16 protein-coding genes are annotated in these 15,650 nt (G+C 66.1%); 8 read left to right on the forward strand and 8 right to left on the reverse strand.

What is annotated here, in order from left to right; all coding sequences use genetic code 11:
• Positions 1 to 77 precede the first annotated feature (77 nt).
• From J2W22_RS14040 to J2W22_RS14050, 3 genes are all read right to left on the reverse strand, one after another.
• Positions 78 to 1,430 (reverse strand): HNH endonuclease, encoded by a 1,353-nt coding sequence (locus J2W22_RS14040; protein ID WP_307118863.1) that lies wholly within the window; start codon positions 1,428 to 1,430, stop codon positions 78 to 80.
• A 28-nt stretch (positions 1,431 to 1,458) separates the two neighbouring features.
• Positions 1,459 to 2,415 (reverse strand): hypothetical protein, encoded by a 957-nt coding sequence (locus J2W22_RS14045; protein WP_307118864.1) that lies wholly within the window; start codon positions 2,413 to 2,415, stop codon positions 1,459 to 1,461.
• Between the two features lie 132 nt (positions 2,416 to 2,547).
• Positions 2,548 to 2,880, reverse strand: a complete 333-nt coding sequence (locus J2W22_RS14050) for an RcnB family protein (RefSeq protein ID WP_307118865.1) — start codon at positions 2,878 to 2,880, stop codon at positions 2,548 to 2,550.
• A gap of 217 nt (positions 2,881 to 3,097) precedes the next feature.
• Here J2W22_RS14050 and fabD point away from each other — a divergent pair, with 217 nt between their 5' ends.
• The 8 genes from fabD to J2W22_RS14090 all read left to right on the forward strand — a co-directional run bounded on the left by fabD (position 3,098) and on the right by J2W22_RS14090 (position 10,443).
• Positions 3,098 to 4,033, forward strand: coding sequence for an ACP S-malonyltransferase (fabD, locus tag J2W22_RS14055; protein WP_307118866.1), 936 nt, complete (start codon positions 3,098 to 3,100; stop codon positions 4,031 to 4,033).
• Positions 4,034 to 4,081: 48 nt separating this feature from the next.
• Positions 4,082 to 4,498 (forward strand): GxxExxY protein, encoded by a 417-nt coding sequence (locus tag J2W22_RS14060; RefSeq protein ID WP_307118867.1) that lies wholly within the window; start codon positions 4,082 to 4,084, stop codon positions 4,496 to 4,498.
• Between the two features lie 22 nt (positions 4,499 to 4,520).
• The gene (gene fabG, locus J2W22_RS14065; protein WP_307118868.1) at positions 4,521 to 5,258 is read left to right on the forward strand and encodes a 3-oxoacyl-[acyl-carrier-protein] reductase; all 738 of its coding nucleotides are present in this window, start codon (positions 4,521 to 4,523) and stop codon (positions 5,256 to 5,258) included.
• A gap of 29 nt (positions 5,259 to 5,287) precedes the next feature.
• Positions 5,288 to 5,824, forward strand: a complete 537-nt coding sequence (locus tag J2W22_RS14070) for a hypothetical protein (protein WP_307118869.1) — start codon at positions 5,288 to 5,290, stop codon at positions 5,822 to 5,824.
• A gap of 101 nt (positions 5,825 to 5,925) precedes the next feature.
• Complete coding sequence (locus tag J2W22_RS14075; protein ID WP_086129474.1) at positions 5,926 to 6,174, forward strand: acyl carrier protein; 249 nt, start codon at positions 5,926 to 5,928, stop codon at positions 6,172 to 6,174.
• 166 nt (positions 6,175 to 6,340) lie between these two features.
• On the forward strand, positions 6,341 to 7,600 hold the full coding sequence (gene fabF / locus J2W22_RS14080) for a beta-ketoacyl-ACP synthase II (protein ID WP_307118870.1): 1,260 nt from the start codon (positions 6,341 to 6,343) through the stop codon (positions 7,598 to 7,600).
• A 106-nt stretch (positions 7,601 to 7,706) separates the two neighbouring features.
• The gene (gene mltG, locus J2W22_RS14085; protein WP_307119587.1) at positions 7,707 to 8,618 is read left to right on the forward strand and encodes an endolytic transglycosylase MltG; all 912 of its coding nucleotides are present in this window, start codon (positions 7,707 to 7,709) and stop codon (positions 8,616 to 8,618) included.
• Between the two features lie 220 nt (positions 8,619 to 8,838).
• Positions 8,839 to 10,443 (forward strand): S10 family peptidase, encoded by a 1,605-nt coding sequence (locus J2W22_RS14090; protein WP_307118871.1) that lies wholly within the window; start codon positions 8,839 to 8,841, stop codon positions 10,441 to 10,443.
• Between the two features lie 21 nt (positions 10,444 to 10,464).
• Here J2W22_RS14090 and J2W22_RS14095 read toward each other — a convergent pair whose 3' ends face one another.
• From J2W22_RS14095 to pgl, 5 genes are all read right to left on the reverse strand, one after another.
• Positions 10,465 to 10,932 (reverse strand): group III truncated hemoglobin, encoded by a 468-nt coding sequence (locus tag J2W22_RS14095; protein ID WP_307118872.1) that lies wholly within the window; start codon positions 10,930 to 10,932, stop codon positions 10,465 to 10,467.
• A 200-nt stretch (positions 10,933 to 11,132) separates the two neighbouring features.
• Positions 11,133 to 11,723: a bifunctional 4-hydroxy-2-oxoglutarate aldolase/2-dehydro-3-deoxy-phosphogluconate aldolase gene (gene eda / locus J2W22_RS14100; protein WP_307119588.1), complete on the reverse strand. Its 591-nt coding sequence runs from the start codon at positions 11,721 to 11,723 to the stop codon at positions 11,133 to 11,135.
• Between the two features lie 14 nt (positions 11,724 to 11,737).
• Entirely contained in the window at positions 11,738 to 12,706 is a 969-nt protein-coding gene (gene glk / locus J2W22_RS14105) for a glucokinase (RefSeq protein ID WP_307118873.1), read from the reverse strand.
• 237 nt (positions 12,707 to 12,943) lie between these two features.
• Positions 12,944 to 14,764, reverse strand: coding sequence for a phosphogluconate dehydratase (edd, locus tag J2W22_RS14110; RefSeq protein ID WP_307118874.1), 1,821 nt, complete (start codon positions 14,762 to 14,764; stop codon positions 12,944 to 12,946).
• 113 nt (positions 14,765 to 14,877) lie between these two features.
• Complete coding sequence (gene pgl / locus J2W22_RS14115) at positions 14,878 to 15,585, reverse strand: 6-phosphogluconolactonase (RefSeq protein WP_307118875.1); 708 nt, start codon at positions 15,583 to 15,585, stop codon at positions 14,878 to 14,880.
• Positions 15,586 to 15,650 lie beyond the last annotated feature (65 nt).

Genomic DNA, 15,650 nt, shown 5'->3' on the forward strand with positions numbered 1-15,650 from the left:
TGGGAAGCCGAGTGGCCGATATTGGGTGGACAGCGGTACGGCCGCTTTCTCACCAAGATGCGAGTTTCTGGTACCGGTCACGCTAGGGGAGCATGGCCTTCTTGGTCTTGCGCCGCGGATCGGTAATCGAAAGGCTGGCCATCATCATCCGCGGATATTGAAACATAATGGCTGATAATGCCATTAGGTACACCGAATATCGCGACCCGACTGAGGTCGAATGAGTGATCATCGAAATTTGTACCTAGTGGCTGGTTAGATCGATCGGCATCCGTGACAGCATAGGATCGGTCTTCCGCAAGCGGCATCGATAGCCAACCGCAATTCGAGCAATAAGCCGGACTCGAAAAGTTTCCCTTGCAGCCTGAGGTTACTAGCGCGTCACACTTGCCACACATGAAGTCCCAGTCGCCCCAACCAAGCTGCGGGCACGCGCGACGCTCTCTTGGATTGGCACGTCGCAAGGGGCGTAGCCGCTTAAAAAGGCGCTGCTGGCGCGGAGTACCACCAATGCCCGTCACAACCCGATATGCGGGAAAGCCAAGGTCGCCAAAGAGGCGAACGACGACCGTTAGAAATCTTCTACCGTTCGCCTGAGTGATTTCGCAGAAAAGCTCGTGCCTCTGAGCCGAGGACTCTAACGGTCCGAAGAAACCGCCGACTAGGTGATCCTCCGGGAAATCATCTCGGACCGCCTGGAAGACCGACTGCGGCACGACATCTCGGAAGCCCGGAAACTTGTTTCTTTGGGTCGCGGCAAAAGAATGCGCGATCTTGAGCAATAGGGCACCAAAGGCCGCATTGATGAAGACCGCCGCGGGGATATTCAGCCGTGTAGCCCCTAGAGAGTCCCGAAGATCATCGATTTCTTTGGGCCGTTCGCTGCCGAACACCCGAAACTTGTGCACTTTCCGGTCAGCCACCCGCCTAGCCAGGATGCGGGGTTCTTCAAGCGCGGGGAGCTGTACGATCACGGGAAACTCTTTGATCGACAGCGGGTGAACAACCCACTTTCCTTTGATCTTGGCAAAGACGTTTCTGGTTCGCGCCGCTTGCCGTTTCTTTCGTTTAGACTGCACACCAAACTGGATGCGAAACGGATCGAGCATCGCTTGGGCAATCAATCGCTCGATCTTCGATGTCTCCTTTGCGCAATTGGCGCAGCTGGCATTTTCGAGAATCAGCTTGCCGCCCAATGCCTCTGGGACGACGTGCTCATCCGACAGCTCTTCGCCATTTCGAAAGCGGTCGTCGCAGTAGATGCAGGCTCCCAAACCCGGCAATCGCAAAGGCTGAGACGCATCCATGACGGTCTTTATTCTCCACGCTTTGCGAAATTCTGAGCCTGACGAGCCTCCGCCATGCTCATTTTGCGAAATCCGGTAACCTTTTGCCGCGTGATCCTGAACGACCGCAATCGAGGCGATCACCGACAGGCAGCTATCATGAGCCTTCGACCTAGTACCGTTCGCCATTCCCCCGCGGTCGCGGCACCGGCCGCGTGTCGCTTGGCACGATCGGGGCGGGGCTGCGCGAGAGCCAGCCGCCGTCATCGTCGAGGCGCGGCTTGGGGAAGTCCGCAGGCGGATGGATCGGGCCGCAGCCCTCGTCGTCCCACTGGATGCAGCGGATCCGGTCGTTATAGACCACGCCGCGGACATTGCCGGTGCTGCCGTCCGGCCGCGTGTAGCTGCTGTCGAGATACCATTCGCGGTTCTTCTTCGGCTTGCCCGAGCGCGCCGGCTCGGAGACCCGCCCCATGTCGATGCCGCGGAAGTTGCGCGAGAAGCTGTCGAGCTCGATCGCGGCGCGGAAGCGGCTCTCGGGCGCGCCTGGCCCGTCGAGCCGCTGGGTCAGCCAGTTGATCCGCCGGTCGCGCCGCGCCTCTTCCTCGCCCAGCCGGGTGATCCAGCCGGTGTCGCGTACGAACATGCCAACGGTGGAGAAGGTCACCTCCGACTGTTTCGGGATGCCGCGCACCGAGACGATCTGGCCCTGGAAGCCCTTGGCGCCGCAGGTCGTGGCCTGCCACATCGTGCCGTCCGCCTCGTAGAGCTCGCAACCGACCGAGGTGCGCCGCCCGATCAGCGTGCCTTCGCGCAGGCCGTTCGGCCCCTCGAACCCGCCGACCGAATAATAGAAGCCGGTGACGTGCTCGCCGTCGAAGCTCAGCACCACCTTCACGCCGCCGCCGACGACCTGCTGGTAGCAGCGCTGGTCGGGATAGGGGCAGGGGGTCTGCTCGCGGCGGCGCAGGTCGGCGGTGACCGAGGTCTTGCCGGTGTAATTGCCGAAATAGGCGACCTGGCCTTCGAAATCGGGAGCGAGGCTGCCGTCCTCGCGGTCCGCGGCAAGCGCGGCGAACGGCATCAACACGGCCGCGGCAAGGGCCGTGAGGGCTGTTGCCCTGAACATCCTGCATTCCTCCCTGTCGACGCCCGTTAACCATAACACTAACGGAGCCGAAACGAGGAGTCGGATTCTTGCTGCGAATGTAAAACGGCAGGGCATGGCCCTGCCGTTTCATCACTGCTTTTGGCGTTCTGCTTAGCCGATCGCGTTGGCGATCACCGCCGCGATGATGCCCGAGGTGATGCCGACCAGCACCGCGTCATTGCCCGACTGGACATAGCGATAGCCGCGCGGCGGGGCCTTCAGGCCGCGATACTTGCGATAGTCGATCTGGCGATAGTTGCGGGCATAGCGGCTGTCGAAGCGATCGCCCTTGTGCCAGCTGCGATAGCTCGGCTTGGTGACGACCTTCTTCTTGACCACCACCTTCTGCACCGGCGGGCGGCGATCATGGTGCTGCGGGGCGGCGGCGAGCACCGGCGTGGCGACCATCGACATGGCGACGGCGGCGAGAATGAACTTCTTCATGACTGCACTCCTCTTTTCTCGTTGGCGCCGGCTTGTCTCCGGCGTTGATCTCAATCTGGGGGTGCCGTGTCGCAGAGGTTTGTCCCGCGGGTTGCGAAATGGTCGCAATGTTTCGCAATCCTGTCCGCAGCGTTCATGTCGGGCAGGGTTGCGTCGAAGAGGGCGCAGGCCTAACGCGCGGCCCCAATCGCACGCAGCCGCTATCCAGGAGAGACATATGCGCGCCTTCATCTTCCCCGGTCAGGGCAGCCAGGCCGTCGGCATGGGCAAAGCACTCGCAGACGCCAGCGCCACCGCCCGCGAAGTCTTCCAGGAAGTCGACGATGCGCTGGGCCAGAAGCTGTTCAAGCTGATGAGCGAAGGTCCCGAGGACGAACTGACCCTCACCGCCAATGCCCAGCCGGCGATCATGGCCAATGCCATCGCGGTGCTGCGCGTGCTCGAGAAGGAAGGCGGCATCCGCCTGGCCGGCAAGGCCGATTTCGTCGCGGGCCACAGCCTTGGCGAGTATACCGCGCTCTGCGCCGCCGGCGCCTTCGATCTCGCCACCACGGCGAAGCTGCTCCGCATCCGCGGCGACGCGATGCAGGCGGCGGTGCCGGTCGGCGTCGGCGCGATGGCGGCGATCCTCGGTGCCGACCGCGAAAAGGCACAGGCGATCGCGGATGCCGCGGCCGAGGGCCAGGTCTGCACCGTCGCCAACGACAATGATCCGTCGCAGGTGGTGATCTCGGGCCACCGCGAGGCGATCGAGCGTGCACTGCCGATCGCCAAGGAGATGGGCGCCAAGCGCGCGCTGCTCCTGCCGGTCTCGGCGCCCTTCCACTGTCCGCTGATGCAGCCCGCCGCCGACGCGATGGCCGAGGCGCTGGCGGCGGTGTCGCTGCAGGCGCCACTGGTGCCGGTCTACGCCAATGTCACCGCCGCGCCGGTCGCCGATCCGGACACGATCCGTACGCTGCTCGTCGAGCAGGTGACGGGCATGGTCCGCTGGCGGGAATCGGTCCTGGCGATGTTCGCGGCGGGGGTGACCGACTATGTCGAGTTCGGCGGCAAGGTGCTCGGCGGCATGGTCAAGCGCATCTTCCCGGACGCGGCACCCGTGAGCGTGGTGACGATGGACGACATCGAAGCGCTGGTGAAGGGACTGTAATAGGCAGAGAGTGGTTCACGCGGAGACGCGGAGGCGCGGAGATTGGGCTTGCGGGACCTTGAGCAGATCAGCGGTGACGTCGTGGATGTGGCACTGCGGCTGCATAGGGAGCTCGGTCCCGGCCTGCTCGAAAGCGTCTACGAGGCCATTCTTGCCAGCAAGCTGGCCTCAATGGGCTATGCCGTTGCGCGCCAGCGGCCGATCGACATCGAGTTTGATGATCTCCGCTTCGAAGCTGCGTTCCGCATCGATTTGCTCGTGGAAGAGCGATTGCTCGTCGAGATCAAGTCGGTCGAGCGGCTGACCGCTGCACATGGAAAGCAGCTTCTCACCTATTTGCGTCTGACCAAACAGCCCGTAGGGCTGCTGATCAACTTCGGCGGCGCAACGCTGAAGGAGGGGCTCAGGCGAGTCGTGAACGACTATTCCCCCTCCGCGTCTCCGCGCCTCCGCGTGAACCAATAACTTCTTTCTTCTGGAGACCCCAATGTTCGACCTCACAGGCATGACCGCACTCGTCACCGGCGCTTCGGGCGGGATCGGCTCGGCGATCGCGAAGGCGCTGGCCGCGCAGGGGGCTCGGCTCGCCGTTTCCGGCAGCAATGCCGAGAAGCTCGAGGCCTTCCGCGCCGAGCTCGGTGGCGACCATGTCGCGCTGCCGTGCAACCTGTCCGACGCCGCCCAGGTCGATGCGCTCGTGCCCCAGGCCGTGGAAGCGCTCGGCAAGCTCGACATCCTCGTCAACAACGCCGGCGTCACCCGCGACAACCTCACCATGCGGATGAAGGACGAGGAGTGGGACCAGGTCATCACGGTGAACCTGGAGGCTGCCTTCCGCCTGATTCGCGCCGCCGCCAAGCCGATGATGAAGGCGCGCTTCGGCCGCGTCATCTCGATCACGTCGGTCGTGGGCGCCACCGGCAACCCGGGCCAGGCCAATTACGCCGCCTCCAAGGCCGGGCTGGTCGGCATGTCCAAGGCGATCGCCCAGGAGCTCGCCAGCCGCAACATCACGGTGAACTGCGTTGCCCCGGGCTTCATCCGCTCGGCGATGACCGACGTGCTGCCCGAGGCGCAGAAGACCGCCTTGCTCACCCGCATCCCGGCCGGCGACCTCGGCAGCGGCGAGGATATCGGCGCGGCCGTCGTCTATCTCGCCAGCAAGGAAGCCGGCTATGTCACCGGCCAGACCTTGCATGTGAACGGCGGCATGGCGATGCTGTGAGCCGGTCCGGGGGCTGGAGTTTGAAGTCTATGCGTCTTTTCGGAATTGCAGCCCTCGCCACCCTGGTCGTCGCGGTCCCGGCCCATGCCGCCGATCTCGCGACGATCGATTGCGTGATCGGCAAGCTCAAGCCCGCGCTCCAGGCGCAGATCTCCAAGGACGTAACCCGCAACATGGGGGAGGGCGCCGGCGTGCGCCCCACCTATGATCCGGCGGTCGGAAGCGGCATCTCGGTCGCCGCCAGGGAATGCTCGGACGAACATAAATGGTCCGAAACGGCGCTGGAGGCGGCGCGGGTCTACACGCTCGCCAAGCTCGGCCAGCCGATCGCGGAGACCTTCGTCGCGGCCCAGGGCTTCGACGTCGGCGAGCTTGAGTCGCAGTTCGACGCGCTGCCCGAGGACGCCCGCAACCGCCCGCTCACCACCGAGGAGATGCAGAAGCTGGTGATCGCCTCGGTCACCGACGAAGCGAAACAGACTCGCGCCAACGCGGCGCTGCTCAACAAATATTTCCTCTTTCTCAGCACCGTCCGCTACGCGGCATGGCAGTTTTCGGAAGCCTGACCGTCGGCGCCGGTGCGCGCACCCTCTTGCAACGGCACCATGTGCGATCTAGGTGCGTTCCAACGATATTGAGCCCCTAGCTACAAAGGAAAACAGGGACCATGGCCACTCAGGAAGAGATCACCACCCGCGTGACTGCGCTCGTCGTCGATCACCTCGGTGTCGACGCAGGCGACGTTTCGCCGACGGCGAGCTTCATTGATGACCTGGGCGCCGACAGCCTCGACATCGTCGAGCTGGTGATGGCGTTCGAAGAAGAATTCGGTGTCGAGATCCCCGACGACGCGGCTGAGAAGATCAGCACCGTCGGCGACGCGGTCTCCTACATCTCCGAGCACCAGGCGGGCTGATCGCCCTCCAGGCGATCGCGCCCTTATGGGCCGAGCTTGAGAATCCAGCGGCTCCCCGTCCTTGGCTCGAAAAGAGTTGGGCGGGGAGCCGTTTTGTTTTGGCCATGAAACCCGGTATTTAGCCCGTATTCATGCGCGATATTTTGAAGTTTGACGGAGAAATCGGATGCGCCGTGTAGTTGTCACCGGCCTTGGCCTCGTCACCCCGCTGGGCGCGGATGTCGAGACCGCCTGGAAGAACATCATCGCCGCAAAGTCGGGCGCTGGCACGATCACGCGCTTCGACGCGACCGATTTCCAGAGCAACTATGCCTGCGAAGTGAAGGGTCCGGACCATGAATATGGCTTCGATCCCGGCAAGCGCGTCGACCACAAGGTCCAGCGCCAGGTCGATCCGTTCATCGTCTACGGCATCGATGCCGCGGGCCAGGCGATCGAGGATGCCGGCCTGCTCGACATGGACGAGGCGACCCGTTTCCGTGCCGGCTGCTCGATCGGCTCGGGAATCGGCGGCCTGCCGGGCATTGAGAGCGAATCGCTCGTCCTCGCCGAAAAGGGCCCCAAGCGCGTCAGCCCGCACTTCGTCCATGGCCGCCTGATCAACCTGATCTCGGGCCAGGTCAGCATCAAATACGGCCTGATGGGCCCGAATCACGCCGTTGTCACCGCCTGCTCGACCGGCGCCCACTCGATCGGTGACGCCGCGCGGATGATCGCGATGGACGATGCCGACATCATGCTCGCCGGCGGCGCCGAGAGCACGGTCTGCCCGATCGGCATCGCCGGCTTCGGCCAGGCCCGCGCCCTGTCGACCGGCTTCCGCGACGAGCCGTGGCGCGCCAGCCGTCCCTGGGACCAGGACCGTGACGGCTTCGTCATGGGCGAAGGCGCCGGCGTGGTCGTGCTCGAGGAATATGAGCACGCCAAGGCGCGCGGCGCGAAAATCTATTGCGAAGTCGTCGGCTATGGCCTGTCGGGCGACGCCTATCACGTCACCGCGCCGCATCCGGAAGGCTCGGGCGCATTCCGCTCGATGCAGATGGCGGTGAAGAAGTCGGGCCTCGCCCTGTCGGACATCGATTACATCAACGCGCACGGCACCTCGACTCCGCTCGGCGACGAGCTCGAGCTGGGTGCGGTCCGCCGCCTGTTCGGCGACGATATCGGCGGCCTGTCGATGAGCTCGACCAAGTCGGCGATCGGCCACCTGCTCGGGGGCGCCGGCGCGGTGGAGAGCATCTTCTGCATCCTGGCGCTGCGCGACCAGATCGTCCCGCCGACGCTCAACCTCGACAATCCGAGCGAGAATTGCGCTGGCGTCGATCTCGTCCCGCACAAGGCCAAGGAGCGCAAGGTGAAGGCCGTGCTGAACAACTCGTTCGGCTTCGGCGGCACCAACGCCAGCCTGGTGATGAAGGCTGTCTGAAGACACGCCAACGCCGGCACCGGCCGCGAAACCTGCCAAGCCCCGGAAACGGCGGCTTGGCGGTTGCGCGCTGCTCGTCGCTATCCTGGTGCTGGTCGCGCTCGGCATGGGCGTGCTCCAGCTTTGGGGCGGGGCGGGGCCTGCCCGGCAGAACATCTCGGTCCTGATTCCCGAAGGCTCCAGCCTGTCGCGCGCTGCGACCGAGCTGGAAAAGGCCGGCGCGATCGGTTCGGCCCGCCAGTTCCTGATCCTTGCGAAGGTGCTGGGCAGCAGCGATCCGATCAAGGCGGGCGAATATCGCGTGCCGGCGCGGCTCAGCCAGTCCGACATCCTCAAGATGATGCAGGGCGGCCGCACCCTCCAGCGCTTCGTGACCATCCCCGAGGGCACGCCCTCGATCCTGGTCTACGAGACGCTGATGAAGGCGCCCCAGCTCAGCGGCGAGATCCAGGTCCCGGCCGAAGGCAGCGTGCTGCCCGACAGCTATGCCTATAATCGCGGCGACACTCGGCAGGCGGTGCTCGATCGCATGCAGAAGGCGATGGCCAATTATCTCGCCAAGGCCTGGGAAGCCCGCAAGCCGGGCATCGCGGTCAGCAGCCCGACCGATGCGCTCAACCTTGCCGCGATCGTCGAGAAGGAAACCGGCAAGCCCGAGGAGCGCCGCACGGTCGCCGCGGTCTATTCGAACCGCCTGCGCCAGAACATGCCGCTCCAGGCCGATCCGACCTTCATCTACCCGATCACCAGGGGCAAGCCGCTCGGCCGCCGTCCGCTCTACTCCGAGGTGCACGCCAAGAACGCGTACAACACCTATGAGAAGACCGGCCTGCCGATCGGCCCGATTACCAATCCGGGCCGCGCCAGCATCGACGCGGTGCTCGATCCGGCGAGTGCCACGGCGCTGTACTTCGTCGCCGACGGCACTGGCGGCCACGTGTTCGCCGACACGCTCGAGCAGCACAATGCCAACGTGCAGAAGTGGTACGCCATCCGCCGGGCACGCGGCGAGATGTGATCCCAATCTCCCTCTCCCATCGGGAGAGGGAAGGGGCCCGCTCGCGTAGCGAGTGGGAAGGGTGAGGGCAGCCGATGCCCGCAACTCTCGACCCTCACCCTTCCGCCGACTGCGTCGGCTCCCTCCCTCTCCCAATGGGAGAGGGAATCGCCCAGCTTGCCTCCCCCATCCCCGCATGTAACATTGTTGCGCAATCGCCACGAACCGGGGGAATCGCCGCATGCATCGTCTCGTCCTGACCAGCCTTTTGCTCGCCACTGCTGCCCCAGCCTGGGCACAGGACAAGCCCGAGCAGCCGGCGAAGAAGCAGGACTATCGCGAGCAGATGAAGGCGGAGGCCGAGGCGGCCTGGGCTCGCCCGCCGGTCGAGGAAGCCAGCGCGGTCAGCCATGGCAATGTGACGGTGGGCGGGCAGGCCATCGCCTATACCGCCACCGCCGGCACGCTCACCATCCGCGACGACGAGGGCAAGCCGACCGCCTCCTATTTCTACACCGCCTATACCCGCGACGGGGCGAGGGGCGCGCGCCCGGTCACCTTCTTCTACAATGGCGGCCCGGGCTCGCCGACGATCTGGCTGCACATGGGCAGCTTCGCGCCGGTGCGCGTGACCACCGCCAATCCCGAATATATCCGCCCCGCGCCCTATGGCTTCGGGCCCAATCCCGATTCGCTGATCGACAAGACCGACATGGTGTTCATCGACGCGATCGGCGCCGGCTGGTCGCGGCCGCTCGGCGACAAGACCGGCAAGGACTTCTGGGGCGTCGACCAGGACGCCGACGGCTTTTCCCGGGCGATCCTGCGCTACACCAGCAAGTTCAACCGCTGGGCCTCGCCCAAATTCCTGTTCGGCGAGAGCTATGGCACGCTGCGCAACCCGGTGGTCGCCGCCAAGCTGGAGGCCGCCGGTCTCAGCCTGAACGGCATGGTCCAGTTCTCGACGATCATGAACTATGGCGTGCGTCAGCCGGGCTACGACCAGAATTACCTCACCCTGTTCCCGACCATGGCGGCAACCGCCTGGTATCATAACCGGCTGCAGAACCGCCCGGCGGACCTGCGCGCCTTCCTCGACGAGGTCCGCGGCTTCACCAGCGGCGCCTATGCCGCGGCGCTGGCCAAGGGGTCGACGATCTCGCCCGAGGAAAAGGCCGCGGTCGCGAAGAAGATGGCCGAATATACCGGCATCGGCGAGGCCTATATCCTGCGCGCCGACCTGCGCCTCACCCTGCCGCGATTCCAGACCGAGCTGCTGCGCGATCGGCGCCTGGCGGTGGGCCGGCTCGATTCGCGCTATCTGCTCAACGTCACCGATGCCAATGCCGACAGCCCCGAGGACGATCCCGCTTCGACCGCGGTGTCGGGCGCCTTCGTCGCGACGTTCCAGGACTATGCGACCCGCGTGCTCGGCTACAAGACCGACATGCCCTATCGCATGACCGCGCGGGGCCCGGGCTTCGACTGGGACTGGAAGCACCGTGCGCCGGGCGACGGCACGCATCTGGCGCCCGACAGCGCCGTCGATCTCGCCTATACGATGCGCACCAATCCCTATCTGAAGGTGCTGTTCATCAACGGCTATTATGATTTCGCCACGCCGTTCTACGGGGCGGAGTTCGACGTCAACCACATGCTGCTCGACCAGCAGCTCCAGAAGAACATCCGCTTCACTTACTATGACGCGGGGCACATGGTGTATCTGAACCCGGCCACGATGCCCGAGATGCACCGCGACCTTTCGACCTGGTATGACGACGCGCTGCGCGCCGCGGCCTCGAGCAGCCTGCCGGCCCGTCCGGAGGCGAAGGCCGGCAAGAACTGACGCGCCCGCTTGGCTGGGGCCTCAGGCGAAGCCTTCGCCGGGCTGCAGCCCCATCTTCCCGTGATGGTGGACCGCGATCCCGTTGAGGAAGCTGTTCGCGATCATCCGCGCGCGTTCATGGACATGCTCGGCGGCATCGCCGCCGCCGATCTCGGCCAGCGTCGCGGCGAACAGGTCGAGCCAGCGCGCGAACATCGGCTTGTCGAGCCCCGGTATGCCGAGATGGAGCGGCATCGGCCGCCCGAGATACTCGCCGCTGCTGAACAGCACCGAGCGCCAGAAGCGCTTCATCTGGTCGAGATGCGGGCCCCAGTCCTTGATCCGCTCGCCAAAGACCGGGCCGAGCACCGGATCGGCCTGGATCCGCCCATAGAAGCGCTCGACCAGCTCGGAGACGAAGGCATCGTCGATCCCCATCTCGGCCGCCGCCTGGCGCTTCTCCTTGCGCATCGCGGTGGCGTGGGGGGAGGGGGTACCGGTCTTTTCCATGGCGGGTATTTGGGGTGGGTGGCGCGCGATGGAAATGGGACATTCGGTCCCAGCGAGACCCCCGCTCCCTTTGGGAGCGGGGAGGGGCCCGCGAGGCGAAGCCGAGTGGGAGGGGTGAGGGCAGAATTGCCTCTCGACCCTCACCCTTCCGCCGACTGCGTCGGCTCCCTCCCTCTCCCAACGGGAGAGGGAATTAGGAATTACCGCCCCAGCGAAGCCGCCTCACGCGCCAGTGCCTCGACCTGCTCGTAGCTCGCGCCCTTCGGCGTGACCCACGACCCGCCGACGCACAGGATCGGGTCGAACGCCAGCCATTCCGGCGCGGTCGCCGCGGAAATCCCGCCGGTCGGGCAGAACTTGCACTGGTAGAAGGGCGCGGCGAGCGCCTTCAGCGCCTTGAGGCCGCCCGAGGTCTCGGCCGGGAAGAACTTGAAGTGGGTGAGGCCCAGGTCGAGCCCGCGCATGATGTCGCCGGCATTGGCGACGCCCGGCAGGTATGGCACGCCGCTGCGGGTGATCGCATCGCCCAGGCGATCGGTCAGGCCCGGCGAGACGATGAACTCGGCATCGGCCTTCATCACCTGCTCGAACTGCTCGGTGTTGACCACCGTGCCGGCGCCGACGATCGCGCCCTCGACCTTCTTCATCTCGGCAATGGCTTCGAGCGCCGCGCCGGTGCGCAAGGTCACCTCGAGCACGCGCAGGCCGCCCTTCACCAGCGCCTCCGCCAGCGGACGGGCCGTGGCGGCGTCTTCGATCACGAGCACCGGGATCACCGGCGCGGTCTGCATGATGGCTTCGATATTCAAAGGGCGTGCTCCTGCGCGAATGCCGCGGCGGCGCCGTACAGGCCCGGCTGCGGGTGCGTGATGAGCTTCACCGGGATGGAAGACATCAGGCCCTGGAACCGGCCCTTGGCGACGAACCGCTGGCCGAAGCCCGACTGCAACAGATGGTCCTTGAGTCGCAACCCCAGACCGCCCGCGATCACCACGCCCTTGGGGCCATGGCACAGCGCCAGGTCGCCGGCGACCGCGCCCAGGCTGAGGCAGAAGCGGTCGAGCGCGGCCACCGCCACCTCGTCCTTGCCTTCCAGCGCCAGCGCCCAGATCGCCTTGTCGTCGAGCCGGTGGACCGGCTTGCCCTCGAGCTCGGCCAGCGTCTCGTAGAGCGAGACGATCGCCGGCCCGGCCACCACGCGCTCCTTGGAGACGCGGGTATAGGTCTTGCGCAGCCGCTTCACGAGTGCGTCCTCGATCGGGTCGAGCGGCGCGAAGTCGCTATGGCCGCCTTCGGTGGCGATCACGTCATATCCGGCGCGGTGGCGGAACACCTGCGCCACGCCCAGGCCGGTGCCGGGGCCGCATACGGTGATCGCGCCCTTTTCGGGCAGCGCCTCGTCCGGCCCGCACAGATGGAGGAAATGTTCCGGGCCCATCTGGGCGACGGCATGGCCGATCGCCTCGAAATCATTGACCACCGTCCAGGTGTCGGCGCCCAGCCGGTCGGGGATCAGCGCGGGGCGGATGATCCAGGGATTGTTGGTGAGCTTGATGATCTCGCCGCCCACCGGCGAGGCCACCGCCAGCGCCGCCGCCTTGGGCAGCGGCCGGCCGAGTTCCTCGCCATAAGCCTGCCAGGCGAGCTGCAGGCTGGGATGCTCGGCGACCTTCTGGGTCATCGGCTCGCTGATCGAGACGACGCGGCCTTCCGCTACCTCGGCAACGGCAAAGCGGGCATGCGTGCCCCCGATATCGACCGCGACGACTTCCATTCGGGCTCCTGATCCTCTCGTCCGCCTGGGCCTGTCAACGTTGCCAGACCCGGCGTGGCCCTTCTTCCCGTGTGCGGCGCAGAAGTAAAGGGTAACCGTGATCCAGGGTCTTCTCCGTCATCCCCGCGAAAGCGGGGACCCATCTCCCGGGCTATCCTCCGCGAACTACCGCGGTTGTCTGGCCTGGCACGTGCGCGAGATGGGCCCCCGCTTTCGCGGGGGTGACGGTCTTGGTTTTTACAGCCCAGCTTCCGCCAGCATCGCCGACGCGCCCTTCTCGGCTTCGTCGCAATGGTTGCGCAGCATCGCGAACAGCTCGCGGCCGGTGCCGATCGCGGGCGGCGGCGGGGAGACGTGCTCGCGCGCTTCCCATTCCGCCGCATCGACCAGGGCGGTCAGTTCGCCGCTCTCGGCGCAGACCCGCACCACGTCGCCGTCGCGCAGCTTGGCGATCGGGCCGCCGCCCAGCGCCTCGGGGCTGAGATGGATCGCGCACGGCACCTTGCCGCTCGCGCCCGACATGCGCCCGTCGGTGACCAGCGCGACCTTGAAGCCGCGATTCTGCAGCACGCCCAGCGGCGGCGTCAGCTTGTGCAGCTCGGGCATGCCGTTGGCCTTGGGCCCCTGGAAGCGGACCACGACGATCACGTCGCGCTCCAGCTCGCCGGCCTTGAACGCCGCCTGCACCTCGGCCTGGTCGGCGAAGACGCGGCACGGCGCCTCGATCGTCCAGCGCTCCCGCTCCACCGCCGAGACCTTGATGCAGGCGCGGCCGAGATTGCCCTTGAGGATACGGAAACCGCCCTCGGGGGAGAAGGGATTGTCGGCGGTGCGCAGGATCGTGTCGTCGCCGCTCGCCGCGCCATGCTCGGTCCAGACCAGCGCGTCGCCGGCCATCTCGGGCTTGCGGCCATAGTCCGCCATGCCGCCCTTGCCGACGGTCAGCGTGTCGCCGTGCATCAGACCGGCCTTGAGCAGCTCGCGGATCACGAAGCTCGGCCCGCCGGCATCCTCGAAGCCGTTCACATCGGCCGAGCCGTTCGGATAGACGCGCGCCAGCAGCGGCACGATGCGCGAGAGCCGGTCGAAATCGTCCCAGTCGATCGTGATCCCCGCCGCCCGCGCAAAGGCCGGGACGTGGATCAGGTGGTTGGTCGAGCCGCCGGTCGCCAACAGCACGATCGCCGCGTTCACGATTGCCTTCTCGTCCACGACATGGCCGATCGGGCGGTAATCGTCGCCGTTCCAGCCGATCTCGGCCAGCCGGTGCACGGCGGCGCGGGTTAGCTCCTGGCGCAGCTTGGTGCCCGGATTGGCGAAGGCGGCGCCCGGCATGTGCAGGCCCATCGCCTCCATCATCATCTGGTTCGAATTGGCCGTGCCGTAGAAGGTGCAGGTGCCCTTGGAATGGTACGCCGCGATCTCGGCGTCGAGCAGCTCGTCGCGGCCGATCTTGCCCTCGGCATAGAGCTCGCGGATCCGTGCCTTCTCCTTGTTGGCCAGGCCCGAGCGCATCGGACCGCCGGGGATCAGCACCATCGGCAGATGGCCGAAGCGCAGCGCGCCCATCAGCAGGCCGGGCACGATCTTGTCGCAGATGCCGAGCAAAGCCGCGCCCTCGAAGGTGCGGTGCGAGAGCGAGACGGCGGTGGACAGCGCGATCGTGTCGCGGCTGAACAGCGACAGCTCCATGCCCTGATAGCCCTGGGTCACGCCGTCGCACATCGCCGGCACGCCGCCCGCCACCTGCGCGGTGGCGCCGGCCTCGTGCGCCCAGACCTTCATCTGCTCGGGATAGCGGTAATAGACCGCATGGGCCGAGAGCATGTCGTTATAGGCGGTGACGATGCCGATGTTCATCGAATGCCCGGCCTTGAGCTGGTCGCGCTGCTCGTCGGTGCCGGCATAGGCATGGGCGAGGTTGGCGCAGCCGAGCTTGGGCCGGTCGTTCCCCGATTCGCGCTCGGCATCGAGCAGCGCGAGATAGGCGCGGCGCTTGGCCTTGGAACGCTCGATCACGCGATCGGTGACGGCGGCGATTTCGGTGTGGAGGGTCATACGCTCATTCCATTTGCACTACCGTTCCCCGGCGAAAGCCGGGGCCCAGGGTTTCTCGGCTGAATCGCTTGTGACCCTGGGCCCCGGCTTTCGCCGGGGAACAGAAGAAAATTCTACGCCGCCCAGTGGATATCCACCGGCAGCTCGACATCGGCGAGCACGCGGCCGACCGGATAGCTCGACGACGCGCCCTGCTCGATCGCCGCTTCCAGCACTTCCTTCTTGGCCTCGCCGGTGATCGCGATCATCAGCGCACGCGCCGTGATGATCGCCGAACGCGACAGGGTGACGCGGGCGACGGGAGCCTCAGGCGGCAGCGGATCGGGCATCACGCCCAGCGCGCGGCGCTCCTTGGGGCCGTTCAGCGCCTCGTCGAAATCGGGCCCCGGGAAGATCGAGGCGCAGTGCCCGTCACCGCCCACGCCGAGCAGGCAGAGGTCGAGCGGCCAGTGCACGTCCTGCAGCAGCGCGTCGGCCGAGCGTCCCGCCGCCTTGTAGTCCGGCGCCTTGTCCGAGACGAGCGGGATCACCCGCGCGCCCTTGGGGATGAAGATCTTGCCGATCGCCGTGACGTTCGACAGCGGATCGCCCAGCGGCACGATGCGGTCGTCGCCCGGAATGATCGTCACGCGCTTCCAGTCGATCTTCGCCTTGGCGAGCTTCTCGTAGATCGGCAGCGGGGTCTTGCCGCCGGCCAGCGCGATAACCGCCGCGCCGCGGGCGTCGATCGCGCTCTCGATGATGAAGCCGATATCGCCGGCGACGGCCTCGGCCATCTCGTCGGCGTCCTCATAGTCCCACCATTCGATTTCGGTCGTCATGTTCGTTCCTGCTTCTTTCTCCCTCTCCCGCTTTTGCGGGAGAGGGCAGGGGTGAGGGCACTTCT

The sequence above is a fragment of the Sphingomonas kyeonggiensis genome, assembly GCF_030812785.1.
GTDB lineage: Bacteria > Pseudomonadota > Alphaproteobacteria > Sphingomonadales > Sphingomonadaceae > Sphingomonas > Sphingomonas kyeonggiensis_B.